The organism is Enterococcus wangshanyuanii (assembly GCF_002197645.1).
Lineage (GTDB): Bacteria > Bacillota > Bacilli > Lactobacillales > Enterococcaceae > Enterococcus_L > Enterococcus_L wangshanyuanii.
Map to the genome: position 1 here is coordinate 161357 of NZ_CP021874.1, position 13811 is coordinate 175167.

Consider the following 13811-nt stretch of genomic DNA (forward strand, 5'->3'; position numbering starts at 1 on the left):
AAATGTGATAGTAAAAAATGAAGTAAAGGGGTTAATCAAATGAGCGGAATCAATAGCAGTCTAACTGTTGCTGGCAGCATTTCAGCACAGCTTAGTCAAACGGCCAGCGGGTTCTTATCAATCAATGAAGCAACAAGTAAAGCGGAGCGAACCACTGTTAGCGGGAACACAAACGCAAAAAACAGTTTAACAAGTATTCACAGCAGAGGACAACGGCTGTCCAATGCGATTACTCGAGACGGCAATAATATCCATTCAGTAGCGAAGGAATTTAGCCAAATCGATCAAAAGATAAAACAAGGCTTTGATTTACCACTGTTTTCACCACCCTTGGGAGGAAGCAGCCGATGAACGAAGAGAAAGAACTAAGAATCAATCAAGAGCTACGACAAGTAAGCATCGATCAAGAAGATAAGCGACAGGAAATCAGAGAATTAGAAGATCTGGAAGCCGATTATTTTTCTATCCACCACCAAGAACAACGGTACTTTCAAGATCTGATCGGGAACAATCAAGGCTCACGTGATATCGGGCATTTTATGGAATTAGACGAAGAAGCCAATCGCTTACATCAATATGAGCGTCAGCGTTTAGAAGATATTGCAGAGCGTTTAGTTGATGAAGAAGTCCAATTACGAAGGCTTGAAGAAGAATTATATGATGAACGGCAAAAACTATTCGCTTCAGAGAATGACGGCGAGGTGAGTGACTGATGTCCCTTAATTTTTACCTAGGAGAAGTCACCGCACAAAGCGCTGCAGCCAAACAAATGGCGAATGAGTATATGCAGTTTTGCGGTACTTTAAAAGATAGCGTCAATGCCTTCATGAATGCACCATTATCGGGAAAAACCTACGACTCAGCGAAACTTTATTTCTCGACAGTCTACCCAACGTTAGCTAGTGGGTTTATACTAGCATGTGAGGCACTGATCGAAGCTCACAGTAAATTCCCGGAAGAATTTCAATCACAAGTCGATACCTGCGACGTGATCGAGGACCAATTGAAAGTAGAGATCGCCCAAGGACAAGCCTTACTGCAAAGTATGGCACGAACGATGGACAAAGAAAAAGAACCCAACCAACGCTTAGAACAACGCTATATGGGCGTTCAAAGCTCGATTCAAAAGAACGAAGAAAAACTACAGCGCTTGTATGAATTCAATGCCAGTTCGCCAGGACTGTTTGCGGATTTTGAAGCACAGCTGGCAAACTTGGATGCAGGATTAGCAGAAGTTGAAAAAGGGGCTGCATGGAATTCAGGTTTGGGAACGTTTGATTTAGGCCGGATGAATATGGCTTGGACGAAACCGATTGGACGAGCGTGGGATAAACGGCAGAAGAAGATAGATCAAATAAGAAATGCGGAAATGCAGAGAGAATTAGGGAAGTTAGATGGATATGAGATAGTGTGCATCAACAGTGGTCGAACAAAAACTTGGACTCTTAAGAAAAATGGAGAATGGATTTATCCTGGTGATGAGCCTGAGTTACATGAAATATTGAATAGATACAAAAATTACTTGAAGAAAGATCAATATACTGTGACTCAGCCTAAAATTGTTCGTAATATTGCTCCATTAGCAATACCTGGTGGTCCAGCGCTAGAAAATTTGATTAAAGCTGGGAAAATCACGGCAGGAGCAAGTGCTGCAATTGTAGTAGGAAAAGGCATTGTAGACAAGATAAAAAATGCCCCTTCCATACAATCTAGTAGTAGAATTAAGAGTGTAGAAGAGAATGATGAGTTACCGAGTCAAGGTCAAGTAGATGGAGGAGTTGCGGGAGGCAATCCAGTTGCAGTTGGTAAACAAGGAAAACATGTATTGGGTCACAAAAATAATAAGCAAGCTAAAGAGCAAGGAGAAGAAAAGACAACTTGGAGAGAGGGAACGAACGGAGTTGCCGAAACTCAAAAAGGGTGGTTGGAAGGAGACGAATTGAAAAATAGACATGGAGAGGTTAAGGAATACGACACTGGAAAGGTTGTAGGTAGCCAAGGGGAAACAAAAATTAGAGTTCATATTGATAAACATGGTAATATACATGGCTATCCTGTAAAAAAATAGAGGAGATTACTGATGGATAATAATTTAGCAATAGAATTTGTAAACAGAACACTAAAAGAGGGTGTGTATGGTTATACACTCAGAAAATATGTAAATATCGATACTTGGGATCACATCTTGACAAATAATCTTGATGGTATAAAGTTTGTGCAATTGACTGATTTTAATTATTCAAGATGTTTTTCTTACTATTTTATGGAAGATATTGAGTTGAAACAAGATTTTTTTTCACCCGAGGCCAAAAAAGAAGTAATTAATCGGGGATACATTGAGTTTATCAATTTAAGTATTTCAGCAATCAGCTCGTTCTATATTATAGAGAAGGCAAGGTATGTGGCAGATGGAGATAAGTTGAAAATAGAAGATATTGATGAGTTTTCGAATGTAGTCCTTAAAAAGAAATTTGAAGAATTGAAGTTAAAGATCAGTGAAGAAAATTTCATGCTTGTAAATTCGGATGAGCTAAGAATACCTTTAAAAAATGTGCCTCTTGAAGATTATGAAGATGATCAGGTGACATATTTCAGTTATCTATTTGAGTAGATATCTACGTTAATAGATTCAATTGCTTTATTTAAAAAGAAATATAAATTTATATTTTTAAAAAGGTTTGTTCTTAGATAACTAGGATAAACCTTTTTAAATCATTCCTTTATTATTTTATTTGATAGAAATCTGTACGATGGATAGTAAAAACTATTCACTTCAGAAGATTATGCGAGGTGAGCTACTGATGTCCCTTAATTTTTACCTAGGAGAAGTCACCGCGCAAAGCGCTGCAGCAAAACAAATGGCGAATGAGTATATGCAGTTTTGCAGCACCTTAAAAGACAGCGTCAATGCCTTCATGAATGCACAATTATCGGGGAAAACCTACGACTCAGCGAAACTTTATTTCTCGACAGTCTACCCAATGTTAGCCAGTGGGTTTATACTAGCATGTGAGGCACTGATCGAAGCGCACAGCAAATTTCCGGAAGAATTTCAATCACAAGTCGACACCTGCGACGTGATCGAAGACCAATTAAAAGCAGAGATTGCCCAAGGACAAGCTTTACTACAAAATATGGCACGAACGATGGACAAAGAAAAAGAACCCAACCAACGCTTAGAACAGCGCTATATGGGCGTTCAGAGCTCGATTCAAAAGAACGAAGAAAAACTGCAGCGCTTGTATGAATTCAATGCCAGTTCGCCAGGACTGTTTGCGGATTTCGAAGCACAGCTGGCAAACTTGGATGCAGGATTAGCAGAAGTTGAAAAAGGGGCTGCATGGAATTCGAGTTCGGGAACGTTTGATTTAGACCGGATGAATATGGCTTGGACGAAACCGATCATGAACCAATGGAAAGATCGAGAAAAGTCCAAAGGAAACAACTTAGAAGTACGGAAGAGCAAGAATAAATTTGGCGGTACCACCTACGAAATTTATCGTAACGGTGTTTTTGATGAAGATGCGACGGTAGCCTATAATGACCTACTAAAAGACGAGCTGATCAGGTTAGCAAAACAGCGAATCGAAGACGATAAATTTGGAAAATTCGTTTCCTTTGTTGGTACAGCAGTTTCTTTTGGTGGCGGTATTAAACGAGTTATCAGCGAAATCATTGGTATGGCAGGAAACAGATTACTTGTTCGTTTTAGCGATAATAGTGTTGGTACAATTGCAATATCCGGTGGTGTAGCAGTTCCGATTGCCGCAGATTCACTGACGTTGAAGGATTTAGTCCAGTTTTCAAATAACGGGAAGATTACGAGTAAGACGTTTGGGAAACCTATTGAAGGTAGGGTAAACGGCAAGAAGTCAAAAATACGTGTAGATGCGGAACCAGATGGGAATAAAATTCAAATACAAACTGGTGGTGGAAAACGTTCACCTTTAGATCATAGAGTAGATGTTGACAGAATTACGGATCGGTCAAGTATTTATAATCAAATTCCACCTCATGTAAGAAAAGGAATTGGGAAAGGTAAATTAGAAGATTTAGTGGATTATATTTATAGAGCTTGGATTTGGCTGAAAGCAAAATAGAGGTGAGAAAATGCGAATTTATATTGAAACAAATGGGGAAAAAACGTCTTTTGGGTACAGAGAATTAGCAGAAAAGATGTGGTTCAAAGAAAAAAATGGTAAAGAACTTGAAATCTCTCATGCTGGAAATGATGAAAGCTTGCAGAATAATTTTGAATTAGCTGTATCTCTTGATAAGTGGCTTAATGATAAAAGATGGAGTAAGGTCGAAACCAAAATATATTTTGAATACATTGAATTAAAGCTTTTAAGTGACAGGAATATTATTGAAATTGTTTCTACGCATACTGAAATAATGACAATAGATAAGCGTGCTATGTATATTATGATAGTGGAGATTGCTAAAGAATTGGATGGGAAAATTAGTGAAGACAATATGAACACATGGCTAACGGTGGACGAGTTTAAAAAAAAGCATCAAGTAGTGCTTAATCGTACCTATGAAGAAGCTAATGAAATTAGTTTAAAAGAAGCTCCTCGCATGGAAGCAATTGAAGAACCGTGGGATGATATTGAATAAGAAAAAAACTATGATTTCACAGTTTATCTAATTAGTTAAAGGATATTATTATGAGCAGAGAACTTTGTTATGAACGAATAAAAAAATATATAACAAATTCAATTAGTAGGAATATTAGTAAGGAAAAGGTAATCTATCATGACGAGCTAGAAAAGCTAGGATTTGAAGATCCCATTTCTGAATATGAAGCAATTCCAGAAGAATATAAGTCAGCTAAATGGATGAAAAGTAAGAATAAGTAATAAAGTTTTGTATCATAGCAGAGTTTAAAGCCAGCTCCTATTCATTTTAAGATTTAAGAGAAAGGAAAAATTTTGAAATGAAAGAAATCTTAATCTACACTTTTAGTGAAGAAAAAAAATTAGAACTTATTTTTACTAAAACTGAGGAAAAAGTCTATGCTTATAATGAGGTAATAGTTAAATATATTGATAATAACAATGAATATTTATTATTTAAAGACTTTGCAATTGAGACTTTTAGAATATTAGTAAACCAATTTGAAAATGCTTTAAAGAATGAAATAATTGTTTCAAAAAAGAATTTTCAAAAAGGTATAGGTTATGAATGGGTAATTTATTCTCATGAAGTAGCAGAAGGAAATTTTGATATAGAGAATTTAACGGATAAGTTTTCTCTATGGTCAACTCCTGCTAGAGAAGGCTATGCTAGTTGGTTATACAATAGTGATGAAAAAATTTGTTTGGAGGTCAGTCCGTATTACCTTTGGGACTATGATGAGCCAAAAGAAAACGAATCTTTTCAGTCTTTTGAAGACTTCATTATTATGTATTCGAAAATTGATTGTATTGAAATAGCTAGGGAAACAGCTATTCAGATACTTGATGATGGGAAGCATCTTTTGAATAGTATTGTTTATTGAATCTAGTTTATCAAAATTATACATCACTTTAATTCTATAAAAATGAAATAACAAGAGTGAATAAAATACGATATTTTATATAGTAAAAATAATAAGAAGGAAACAATTAAATGGTGCTATCGCATAAATTCAAAATAATTGAAAAAGATAAGAATATCAATTTTATGGATATTACAAGTGAACATGCAGTATCAATTGATGATTCATTTATTCAGTATATAACAGATACTCTTAATTGGGTTGAAAGTCATTGGAATTATATGTCCAATGATAATAGGGGAATCAATTACTATGGTGTAACATTCTTCGAAGAATCAGGAATAAAAAAGCTCAATAATATCCTTATAAACTGGAAAAATATGTTTGATTTAGCACCTGAAAACTTTCAATTAAAAACTGAATATGATATTGAAGAAATGATTTTTGTTAAGGAAGATTTTGCGAAAGAAAAAGTAATTATTCAATTGGAAAAAATTATTAACTTGTGTAATGAAGCGGAAAATACAAATCAAATTCTTGTTCATTTTGGTATTTAGGAGAAAATATTGCGTATTTATATAAACATCAACAATAAAAAAATCAATTTAGACTACCGAGAATTAGCTGAAAAAATGTGGTTTAAAGAAAAAAATGGTCATGAGCTTGAAATATCCCACGTTGGAAATGATGAAACATTTCAAGACAATTTATTTCTCAGTTTGTCAATAGACAAATGGTTAAATGATTCCAGATGGAAAAAAATAGAAAGTCCGCTTCAATTTGAAGATATTGATTTAGAGTTTTTAAAAGAAGAAAATCTTCTCTTTATTATGTCTAAACATCAAAATATACTCACTGTAGATAAACGAGCCTTGTATATCATGGCAGTAGAGTTAGCTAAGGATTTAGACGGATCAATAAGTGAAGATGGGAAATCTACGTGGCTAAGTGTTGCAGAGTTTGAGAAAAAGCATCAAGTAGTGCTTAATCTTACTTATGAAGAAGCAAATGATATCAGTCTAAAAGAAGTGAAAACGATGGAGGCAATTGAAGAGCCTTGGGATTATGATAGTGACTAAGCAATAGCTAAAACATAAAATAAATTGTTCTAGAAAATAGCCTTGTTGCGAAAATTATGTGAAGAATAGATATATAGAATCTGTGAAGCGTTTGAACGAGGTTGTAGGAGCATTTTTATGGAAAATAAAGAAGCAATAAACTTTGTAAATCGAAGCCTAAATATTGGTGACTATGGTTATACGCTGAGAAAATATATTAAGCCTGATATTTGGGATGCAGTCTTATTTAGTGAGCTACAGAATTTAACTATAGAAAGGATGACAGATTTTAATTATTCAAGATGCTTTTCTTATTATATTTTAGAAGATTTAGAATTAAAGAATCCATTTTTTTCAGAAAAAGCGACAAATGAGATAATGGATAGAGGATATATTGAATTTATAAGCTTGAAGATTTCAGCAATAAGTCCATTTTTTTACTTAGAAAGAGCAATGTATTCTAAAGGAAAAGAAAAATTGGAATTAGCGCATATAAAAAAATTTAGAAATAGTTTACTTGAAAAAGAAATGGTCAGAATACAAAATAAGTTGGAACAACATGACTTATTTAGAATAGATCCGTCTGAATTGAAATAGAAGCTTCCAAATATTCCTCTTGAAGATTATGAAGTGGATCAGGTAATATATTTCAGTTATCTATTTGAATAGATAACCTAAGTTAATAGACTTAATTGCTTTATTTTAAAAAGAAATATAAATTTATATTTTTAAAAGGGTTTATTCTTAGATAACTAGGATAAACCTTTTTAAATCATTCCGTTATTATTTTATCTGATAGAAAACAGAAATCTGTACGATAAACGACAAAAACTATTCGCTTCAGAGAATGACGGCGAGGTGAATGACTAATGTCCCTTAATTTTTACCTAGGAGAAGTCACCGCGCAAAGTGCCGCAGCGAAACAAATGGCAAATGAGTAAATGCAGTTTTGCGGTACTTTAGAAAACCCTGTCAATACGTTTCTGTTGTATGCAAGTAGAAAGAGAAAAAGTTCCAGCAGTTCAATATAATCTTGAATCGCTGGAACTTTTTTTATTGTGCGTTGTTTTTCGCTAGCTTTCGATATTTTCCAGGAGTTGTTTGGTAATGATCTTTAAATAATTTGAAAAAGAATGCTTTATCCTGATAGCCGATCTCTTCAATAATTGTTTGAATAGGAAGATCTGTTTGACGTAAATAGGTTTCGGCATAACGCAAACGATAATGAATCACCCAGTCTGAAAAATTTTTATCTGTCTGTTTTTTGATAAATGCGGAAAGGTAGTTAGGATGAAAGTGAAATTTCTCTGCTGTTTCAGATAAAGTGACCGTTGTAAGGTGAGTTTCTATATGCGCTAGGATTTCTTCAACTAAAACGCCAGAAGATAGGTTTGAATCTTTTACACATAAGCCTTTATCAGAAAGTTGGCTGATTTCGACAACGAACAAAACGAAGGCAGATTTTGTCACTTTATTATTAAAATAGCGCATTTTTACGATTTGTTTCAACAATAGCAGAGCATAAACATGGATATCTTCATTTGGAGAAAACTGAAAGATGAAATAATGGCTATTTTCTTCCGTTTCCTTGATGCTCTCCACAAAAAAGCGATATATGATGGGTTCTTCCGCAAATTGAGCGAGCAAAGAATCATTAAAATACTCCTTTTTAAAATAGAAGCTAAGCATGGTCGTTTCGGCTTCCATTTCCTCATATTCAACCACCGTCCATTCATTTGCTAGAACTAAGCAACCAGCTTTATATAACAATTCCTTATCATCGATCAAAATTTTTACAGATCCGATAAGAACGTATAAAATTCGAATATAAGGTGCACGGTAGGTCAGCCGTTCTTTTGTGTTTTGACAGACGAAAGAGGCGATTTGTCGTTTGGGATTGGTTTCAAAATTATTAAGTTCTTCAATCATTCCATCTTGGGTTTTATTATAACAATCCAGGGTTTTTAAAAAGTCAAAAAAGCAGTCGAATTGTTCTTTAGAAAAAGTATACATAATTCCTCCATCTTAAAATAGCCTACTTAATATGTTTGGACAGACTAATTCAATTATTCTCAAATGAAAGTATAATGAATTGGAATTCATATGTAAATAGCTATTTAACAACTTTCTTGATTGTGAAAATACGAGCAATATAATTGTTCAGTATATATAGCAAAATGGAATAAGACACTTTGTGTGAAAGGGGAAACAAAAAATGGACACAACGGCTCAAAAAAGAGTACCAACAAAAATGATGATTGCCATTGCAGCTATTGTAACGAATGTCATTTGGGGAACACCATTTAAATTAATCAAAATCATGAATGATGAGATGGGAATTTCCAGAGATGCTTTAGGAGATAATTATATTGGACAGGTTTTGGCAACGATCAGTATTCGCTTTTTTATTGCAGGGATCATGACATTGATTTTTGCGATGTTTATCAAACAAAATATTTTTAAGGTGACAAAAACCCAATGGAAAGAAGTTGTGATCATGGGGCTCTTGTCTACAACGGCTGCGTATTTCTTTTTTAATATCGGGAATGTGAATATTTCTTCAACGATCAACTCAACGATTCTTGCGCAATCCACAATTTTTTTTGCAGCGATTTTAGCTCATTTTGCTTATAAAAATGATAAATTGACTGTACCGAAAGTAGTTGCCTTGGTGATTGGTTTCGCAGGCTTGATCATTTCTCAGCTGACTGGTGGAACAACGATCAACGATATGTTTGAATTTGCTTTGACGGGAGAAGGATTCATGTTGATTTATGGATTGATCGCGGCACTGGCTACGATGTTAGCAAAAAAAATCGGTTCTACGCTGAATTCATTTGTAATGACGGGCTGGAATTTGATTATTGGTTCTGTTTTTTTATTTGTCATTGGTTTATTTATGGGCGGCACCTTAAGTTATATCAACTGGACGCCATTAGGTGTGGTGTTATTGATTATTTTAGCTGCTGCATCAGCGATTCCATTTAGCCTATGGTACTGGTGTGCACAGTATGCTAATCTAGGAGAGATTACTGTTTATAAATTCATCATGCCGATTTCTGGCAGCTTACTAGCAGTTATTTTAGGTGAACGTTTCACGATGCCTTTAGCATTTGGGTTGATTTTAGTTTGTTTGTCGATCATTTTGATCAATCGGCCGCCAAAATCATTTCAGGCATTAACAAAATTTACCAAAAAAGAAAGCGAATCAGTTTAGTACTTTTTGAAAGGAAGTCACTTTTATGAAAATTGGATTCATTGGAACAGGAAATATGGCAGGAGCGATCGTACAAGGCATCACTGCTAAAAACTTTGTTAAGGGAAAAGACGTTTATCTGTTTGATGTTTTAACGGATAAAGTCAAAGAGTTAGCGGCTCAAGTTGATGGAAATGTTTGCTCTTCTGCTGGAGAAGTGATTGAGCAAGTAGATGCTATCGTCCTTTCAGTTAAACCAAATATTATTCAAAAAGTTGTAGAAGAAACAAAATCAGTCGTATTAAAGAAAAAACCACTATTGATTTCGATTGCTGCAGGTACAACATTGGATAAACTGGAAGGATTGGTTGGTACAAGTACATTACCGATTATTCGAGTAATGCCAAACGTTAACGCAATGATCGGTTTAGGCGCTGCGGCAGTAGCTGGAAATCAAAATACTTCAAAAGAACAGATACAATACGTTGTTGACTTGTTCAATGCAGTAGGAAAAGCGTGGGAAGTTGAAGAAAAAGACTTTTCAGCCTATACGGCTGTGGCAGGAAGTTCACCTGCCTATGCATATTTATTTATTGACAGTATTGCTCGAGCAGGAGTCAAACATGGTTTGACGAAAGAAAAAGCATTGGAATATGCGGCTCAAGCTGTTCTAGGTAGTGCTCAAATGATCTTAGATTCAGATGAAAATCCTTGGACCTTGATCGATCGTGTATGTTCTCCAGGAGGGACTACAGTTGCGGGATTACTGGCTTTGGAGGAAGAAGCATTTATTGCGACAGTAGTAAAAGGAATCGATGCGACAGTTGCTCGCGATGAGGAAATGAAAAAACTTTAATATTCATATAGAAAAAGGAATAAATCAACCTAAAAAGGTCGGTCTATTCCTTTTTTTCATTTTATAGTTTCTGTGTAGCATTGGTCTTTACTAACCGCAATAAAACCGAAGTTACAGCCACCGTAGCAATCGCCGCTACAATTGCTTCCACGATTCCACTTGTAAAAATCACCGTCAAAATCGCAGTGTACACAGCAGCACCGCTTGCACCGATCGTCTCCGCATACGCATCTTTAAAGAGAAAATAAATCAAGTTCATGACTAAAATCGTATTTGTCGCAGACCCTAAGAATCCTGCGATAAATAAACTGATCGATTGTGACGTTGGTTTATTTTTAGTTACTTTTTTTAGCCCCATAAAGACGAAGTAAGGGACGACACCGATCAAAATCCTCGGCACCATTGCGATCACGATCGCTTTCCAGCTGCCTTGATTTGTTCCGATCACCGGAATAAACGGTGAGAAAACAAACGACAATGGAGATAAGACTACTGTACTGCGGATCATACTGATTACACCGAAGACACCGCCTAGAAAAGCACCGATTCTTGGACCTAAAATGATCGAAGCGATAATGACAGGAATATGCATCGTCGTTGCATTGATCGGACCGATCGGAATGAAGCCCAGAAAGGGAACTGCTGATAATAAGATCAAAATTGCTAAGAACATCGCAGTCAATGTAAATGTTTTTGTGTTTTTCATAAAGGACTCCTCACCATTATTTCGCTAAAAGTTCACTGGCTTTTGCCACGACTTCTTCAACAGTCGCTAAAGCGCCGCGACCAAAATCACCGCAAGCCAGTAATGCTTCACGAGGCTCGATTTCATGGTAGCCAACTTCTTTTAGTGTTTTTAGATTCCGTTGTGTGATCGGATTTTGATACATGTAGGTATTCATTGCTGGTGCGATCATCTTTGGTACTTCTTCTTTCAAGGCTAAAGCAACGGTTGAAAGCATATCATCTGCGATCCCGTTAGCAAGCTTAGCAATGATATTCGCAGAAGCTGGCGCTACAAGGAATAGATCGGCTTTTTTCGCTAGTTCGATATGATTGATTTTATCTGGTGCAATTTCTTCCATGACATTTGTGTGTACAGGGTTTTTAGAAAGAGATTGCAACGTCAAAGGCGTGATGAATTTGGTGCTGTTTGTTGTCATGATAACTTCCACATTATAGCCTAGTTTCGTTAATTGACTAGTGATATCCGCTGATTTATAGGCAGAAATACTGCCTGAAACACCTAACAGAATGGTTTTCATTTTTTATTCCTCCATTTATTTTCGACATTCTCGACGATCAGTTGTGCGATCTCGGCTTTAGTATGAGCAGTTTGTGTTTGCCCGGCCGCATCGATCAAAATGCCTTTGTGCTGATCACCTTGGATCGTTTCTAAATCATTGGCTAAAATAAAATCGCAGTGATTTTTTTCAAGAATCGTTTGACCGACTTGGATCAGCTCTTCTTCTGAAACGCCAACTAAAAGTTTAAAACCAACAATTATTGCTTGCGGTTGTTTTTCGCGAAGCATTGCAATTATTTTAGGGTTTTTCTTTAAAAAAAGCAAGAGACGATCTGTTTTTGAAGGAATCTTTTTCTGATCCTGAATCGTTTCGCCAATTTCAGCTAAACCTTGGTGTAAAAATTCTTTTAGCTGTTCCTTCGTTGGTTGTTCCAACTCAACTAATTTGGCAGAGAGCTGCTCGATAAATTCTTCTTCTGATAAGGTTGTTTCCGTTGTAAAATCGCTCACAGCCATGCTATGGATCACACTGTCAAAAGCGGTCTGGTCAAATTGTTCAAGCAACGCTTCTTGTAAGTCTTTCGTCGTTTCAATGGGAACGATCGTTAATTTTTCCTGTTCAGCAGGTCGGACAGCTTGTGCTGTGGTGACATAGGTTACGTGATGACCTTGTGCTAAAAATGTTTCAGCGATGATTTTACCTAAGCGTCCAGTCGAATGATTGGTAATGGAACGGACGTTGTCTATTTTTTCAGAAGTTCCACCTGCAGTAATCAATATATTCATTATTGTGATGCCCCTTTAGTTCATTTTTATGATGGTGCGGCCAATGTGTGTGCCTTTTTGTAATTGCTCCAAAGTATTTGGCAATTGCTCTAATGTGATTTCTTGTGTCAGTTCGTGTTGGCTTACGTTCAAATCTGTCGCTAATCGTTTCCAGATTGCCATACGCGGCTCCATTGGTACATTGACTGAATCGATGCCTAACAAATTGATGCCTCGTAAGATAAATGGTAAGACTGTCGTATTTAGTCTGATACCTGCTGCATTGCCGCAGATGGCAATGCTTCCGCTATAACGCAATTGCGCCAATAATGCAGCCGTGATCTCTCCGCCAACAGTGTCGATCACAAAATCGATGGTTTGTTTTGCTAGAGGCTTGATTTTTTCGGGCAGGAAATTTTCAACAAGCAGTACTTGAGAGGCACCGATGTTCTTTAATGATGTTTCCGCTTCTTTTTTTCGACTTAATGCAATGATGTTTTTATAGCCTAATTGCTTCAACATCGCAATCGACAAGCTGCCGACACCACCTGTTGCGCCTGTCACTAAAATTGTCGCTTCTTTGTTCTGACTAAACCCATGATTTTCTAGTGCTTGAACAGATAATGCCGCAGTAAAACCGGCAGTTCCGAAGATCATCGCGTCTTTTAGACTTAAACCAGTAGGTAAAGGAACGACCCAATCGGCTGGTACGCGGGCGATTTGAGCAAAGCCGCCAGTATGAGTCACGCCTAGACCATAGCCTGTGACTAAAACCTCTTGTCCTTCTTTAAAGCGTGCATCGGTTGAACTGAGAACAGTGCCGCTGAGATCGATGCCTGGAATCATAGGATAGTGACGGATCACGCCGCCATTTTGCTTTGCGGCTAAGGAATCTTTATAGTTGACCGATGAATAGGCGACTTGGATCGTTACATCACCCGCAGATAAATTCTCGGTTGTTATTTCTGTTACTTCTGATCGAAAGGTTTGATCGATGTCATTTACGATAAATCCGGAAAATGTTTTCATGTGTATGCTCCTTTAAATACAAAATCGTTTTATTGTTACTATCATAACATATTCTCCTTTTTTCTTTAGAAAATTCTTCTTAAATCAGCCTTCATAAACGATAGAAAATAAGCTAGAATAGAAGGTGAGTGTTTTATTGACTTGGAAAGTGAAAATAAACACATGTCTACTAAAAATGA

The 13811-nt window shown here is 36.3% G+C and carries 18 protein-coding genes; 13 read left to right on the forward strand and 5 right to left on the reverse strand.

Annotated elements, in window-relative coordinates:
* Nucleotides 1-39 precede the first annotated feature (39 nt).
* The 11 genes from CC204_RS00770 to CC204_RS00820 all read left to right on the forward strand — a co-directional run bounded on the left by CC204_RS00770 (nt 40) and on the right by CC204_RS00820 (nt 7137).
* Entirely contained in the window at nt 40-351 is a 312-nt protein-coding gene (locus CC204_RS00770; RefSeq protein WP_088268362.1) for a TIGR04197 family type VII secretion effector, read from the forward strand.
* Nucleotides 348-713, forward strand: coding sequence for a DUF3958 family protein (locus CC204_RS00775; RefSeq protein ID WP_088268363.1), 366 nt, complete (start codon nt 348-350; stop codon nt 711-713). Before CC204_RS00770 ends, CC204_RS00775 begins: the two co-directional genes overlap by 4 nt.
* Nucleotides 713-2068 carry a T7SS effector LXG polymorphic toxin gene (locus CC204_RS00780; protein ID WP_088268364.1) on the forward strand — a complete coding sequence of 452 codons (1356 nt, stop codon included), beginning with the start codon at nt 713-715 and terminating at the stop codon, nt 2066-2068. Before CC204_RS00775 ends, CC204_RS00780 begins: the two co-directional genes overlap by 1 nt.
* A gap of 12 nt (nt 2069-2080) precedes the next feature.
* Nucleotides 2081-2611, forward strand: coding sequence for a hypothetical protein (locus CC204_RS00785; RefSeq protein ID WP_088268365.1), 531 nt, complete (start codon nt 2081-2083; stop codon nt 2609-2611).
* Nucleotides 2612-2801: 190 nt separating this feature from the next.
* Nucleotides 2802-4100, forward strand: coding sequence for a T7SS effector LXG polymorphic toxin (locus CC204_RS00790; RefSeq protein ID WP_088268366.1), 1299 nt, complete (start codon nt 2802-2804; stop codon nt 4098-4100).
* A gap of 10 nt (nt 4101-4110) precedes the next feature.
* A complete protein-coding gene (locus tag CC204_RS00795; protein ID WP_088268367.1) occupies nt 4111-4620 on the forward strand; it encodes a hypothetical protein in 510 nt (169 codons plus the stop codon).
* A gap of 50 nt (nt 4621-4670) precedes the next feature.
* On the forward strand, nt 4671-4862 hold the full coding sequence (locus tag CC204_RS00800) for a hypothetical protein (protein WP_088268368.1): 192 nt from the start codon (nt 4671-4673) through the stop codon (nt 4860-4862).
* Between the two features lie 77 nt (nt 4863-4939).
* Nucleotides 4940-5503 (forward strand): hypothetical protein, encoded by a 564-nt coding sequence (locus CC204_RS00805; RefSeq protein ID WP_088268369.1) that lies wholly within the window; start codon nt 4940-4942, stop codon nt 5501-5503.
* Between the two features lie 110 nt (nt 5504-5613).
* Nucleotides 5614-6039 carry a hypothetical protein gene (locus CC204_RS00810; RefSeq protein WP_088268370.1) on the forward strand — a complete coding sequence of 142 codons (426 nt, stop codon included), beginning with the start codon at nt 5614-5616 and terminating at the stop codon, nt 6037-6039.
* A 9-nt stretch (nt 6040-6048) separates the two neighbouring features.
* Nucleotides 6049-6561, forward strand: coding sequence for a hypothetical protein (locus CC204_RS00815; RefSeq protein WP_088268371.1), 513 nt, complete (start codon nt 6049-6051; stop codon nt 6559-6561).
* A 117-nt stretch (nt 6562-6678) separates the two neighbouring features.
* A complete protein-coding gene (locus CC204_RS00820; protein WP_088268372.1) occupies nt 6679-7137 on the forward strand; it encodes a hypothetical protein in 459 nt (152 codons plus the stop codon).
* A 456-nt stretch (nt 7138-7593) separates the two neighbouring features.
* Here the strand turns inward: CC204_RS00820 and CC204_RS00825 are convergent, their stop codons facing one another.
* Nucleotides 7594-8553, reverse strand: a complete 960-nt coding sequence (locus CC204_RS00825; RefSeq protein ID WP_088268373.1) for a helix-turn-helix domain-containing protein — start codon at nt 8551-8553, stop codon at nt 7594-7596.
* Between the two features lie 202 nt (nt 8554-8755).
* Between CC204_RS00825 and CC204_RS00830 the strand changes: the two genes are divergently transcribed.
* Both CC204_RS00830 and proC read left to right on the forward strand, forming a co-directional pair.
* Nucleotides 8756-9757 carry a DMT family transporter gene (locus CC204_RS00830; protein ID WP_087639677.1) on the forward strand — a complete coding sequence of 334 codons (1002 nt, stop codon included), beginning with the start codon at nt 8756-8758 and terminating at the stop codon, nt 9755-9757.
* A 25-nt stretch (nt 9758-9782) separates the two neighbouring features.
* Nucleotides 9783-10592, forward strand: a complete 810-nt coding sequence (gene proC, locus CC204_RS00835; protein WP_088268374.1) for a pyrroline-5-carboxylate reductase — start codon at nt 9783-9785, stop codon at nt 10590-10592.
* A gap of 61 nt (nt 10593-10653) precedes the next feature.
* Here proC and CC204_RS00840 read toward each other — a convergent pair whose 3' ends face one another.
* The 4 genes from CC204_RS00840 to CC204_RS00855 are packed head-to-tail and all read right to left on the reverse strand — an operon-like array spanning nt 10654 to nt 13632.
* On the reverse strand, nt 10654-11298 hold the full coding sequence (locus CC204_RS00840) for an ECF transporter S component (RefSeq protein ID WP_087639679.1): 645 nt from the start codon (nt 11296-11298) through the stop codon (nt 10654-10656).
* A 16-nt stretch (nt 11299-11314) separates the two neighbouring features.
* Nucleotides 11315-11857 (reverse strand): phosphopantothenoylcysteine decarboxylase, encoded by a 543-nt coding sequence (gene coaC, locus CC204_RS00845; RefSeq protein ID WP_088268375.1) that lies wholly within the window; start codon nt 11855-11857, stop codon nt 11315-11317.
* Entirely contained in the window at nt 11854-12624 is a 771-nt protein-coding gene (gene coaB / locus CC204_RS00850) for a phosphopantothenate--cysteine ligase (RefSeq protein WP_088268376.1), read from the reverse strand. Before coaB ends, coaC begins: the two co-directional genes overlap by 4 nt.
* Before the next feature lie 15 nt (nt 12625-12639).
* Nucleotides 12640-13632, reverse strand: a complete 993-nt coding sequence (locus tag CC204_RS00855; RefSeq protein WP_088268377.1) for an oxidoreductase — start codon at nt 13630-13632, stop codon at nt 12640-12642.
* Between the last annotated feature and the right edge of the window lie 179 nt (nt 13633-13811).

Bases quoted from the DNA above. Each gene is read 5' to 3' on its own strand.
- CC204_RS00770 (WP_088268362.1), top strand. From the start codon at position 40: ATGAGCGGAATCAATAGCAGTCTAACTGTTGCTGGCAGCATTTCAGCA.
- CC204_RS00775 (WP_088268363.1), top strand. From the start codon at position 348: ATGAACGAAGAGAAAGAACTAAGAATCAATCAAGAGCTACGACAAGTA.
- CC204_RS00780 (WP_088268364.1), top strand. From the start codon at position 713: ATGTCCCTTAATTTTTACCTAGGAGAAGTCACCGCACAAAGCGCTGCA.
- CC204_RS00785 (WP_088268365.1), top strand. From the start codon at position 2,081: ATGGATAATAATTTAGCAATAGAATTTGTAAACAGAACACTAAAAGAG.
- CC204_RS00790 (WP_088268366.1), top strand. From the start codon at position 2,802: ATGTCCCTTAATTTTTACCTAGGAGAAGTCACCGCGCAAAGCGCTGCA.
- CC204_RS00795 (WP_088268367.1), top strand. From the start codon at position 4,111: ATGCGAATTTATATTGAAACAAATGGGGAAAAAACGTCTTTTGGGTAC.
- CC204_RS00800 (WP_088268368.1), top strand. From the start codon at position 4,671: ATGAGCAGAGAACTTTGTTATGAACGAATAAAAAAATATATAACAAAT.
- CC204_RS00805 (WP_088268369.1), top strand. From the start codon at position 4,940: ATGAAAGAAATCTTAATCTACACTTTTAGTGAAGAAAAAAAATTAGAA.
- CC204_RS00810 (WP_088268370.1), top strand. From the start codon at position 5,614: ATGGTGCTATCGCATAAATTCAAAATAATTGAAAAAGATAAGAATATC.
- CC204_RS00820 (WP_088268372.1), top strand. From the start codon at position 6,679: ATGGAAAATAAAGAAGCAATAAACTTTGTAAATCGAAGCCTAAATATT.
- CC204_RS00825 (WP_088268373.1), bottom strand. From the start codon at position 8,553: ATGTATACTTTTTCTAAAGAACAATTCGACTGCTTTTTTGACTTTTTA.
- CC204_RS00830 (WP_087639677.1), top strand. From the start codon at position 8,756: ATGGACACAACGGCTCAAAAAAGAGTACCAACAAAAATGATGATTGCC.
- proC (WP_088268374.1), top strand. From the start codon at position 9,783: ATGAAAATTGGATTCATTGGAACAGGAAATATGGCAGGAGCGATCGTA.
- CC204_RS00840 (WP_087639679.1), bottom strand. From the start codon at position 11,298: ATGAAAAACACAAAAACATTTACATTGACTGCGATGTTCTTAGCAATT.
- coaC (WP_088268375.1), bottom strand. From the start codon at position 11,857: ATGAAAACCATTCTGTTAGGTGTTTCAGGCAGTATTTCTGCCTATAAA.
- coaB (WP_088268376.1), bottom strand. From the start codon at position 12,624: ATGAATATATTGATTACTGCAGGTGGAACTTCTGAAAAAATAGACAAC.
- CC204_RS00855 (WP_088268377.1), bottom strand. From the start codon at position 13,632: ATGAAAACATTTTCCGGATTTATCGTAAATGACATCGATCAAACCTTT.